Origin of the sequence: Lutibacter sp. B1 (assembly GCF_012524075.1) — a bacterium.
GTDB lineage: Bacteria > Bacteroidota > Bacteroidia > Flavobacteriales > Flavobacteriaceae > Lutibacter.
The window spans coordinates 1-762 of record NZ_JAAZUI010000132.1 but is presented as its reverse complement, the minus strand read 5'-3'; the positions used below and the strand labels follow the sequence as shown (position 1 = coordinate 762).

The following is a 762-nucleotide window of genomic DNA, read 5'->3' as shown; positions in this document are numbered from 1 at the left end:
TAGCCTAAACCGTTGTGCAACATATGAAAAAACTCATACTGACAATATTATTTCTGAATTCAATAATCGGATTTTCACAAGAAAAAAGTGAAATTCTGATTAAAGGAATTGTATTGTCCGAAGTCAACGGAAAGCCTCTTGAAAATGCTTATATAAATTATAAATCGAGATATAAATATTCAATGACAAACGAAAAAGGAGAATTTGAATATCGATACAAAATTCGAGAAAGAGACAGTTTGGAAACTATTGAATTAACAGCTTTAGGATATGAAAATCTTGATACAATAATCCGAGTTGACAAGCCAAAAGAATACGTGTTTGAATTTGTTATGAGACCAAGATTTGGACTCAACCGAGAAAAAGCACTTACCGACATCAAAAATGGAGAAATAAATATATTGGAATCTAGTGGAATCGCACCAGTATTTTATAAATCTGACTCAAAATTTGCGAAAAAATATAACGTCAATTTTGTTGAGTACGGTTGTGAAGCAATTGCAGAGGAAAGTCTCTATGAATATAACAGAACAGTTTTCGAATATTTGGACAAAAAATATGGAAAGAAATGGAGGAAAAAAATTCGAAAAGACATTGTTGGACTTAATGAGGAAAATGAATAAAATACGTTGCACAACAATGTATAACCGCAATTACGGCGGATTCGACTACGTCCGAATCCACTCGGAATTGCTAACGCCAGTTCTTAACCGAAAATTATTAACTTTAATCCCGCAACTGACGGTTATACGAGACCGTTGG

1 protein-coding gene is annotated in these 762 nt (G+C 33.1%); it reads left to right on the top strand.

What is annotated here, in order from left to right; genetic code table 11:
• The first annotated feature begins 23 nt into the window (after positions 1–23).
• Positions 24–623: a hypothetical protein gene (locus tag HGB55_RS15260; protein ID WP_168817950.1), complete on the top strand. Its 600-nt coding sequence runs from the start codon at positions 24–26 to the stop codon at positions 621–623.
• Positions 624–762 lie beyond the last annotated feature (139 nt).

Excerpts from the sequence above, each read along its gene's own strand:
- HGB55_RS15260 (WP_168817950.1), top strand. The coding sequence starts at position 24 with ATGAAAAAACTCATACTGACAATATTATTTCTGAATTCAATAATCGGA.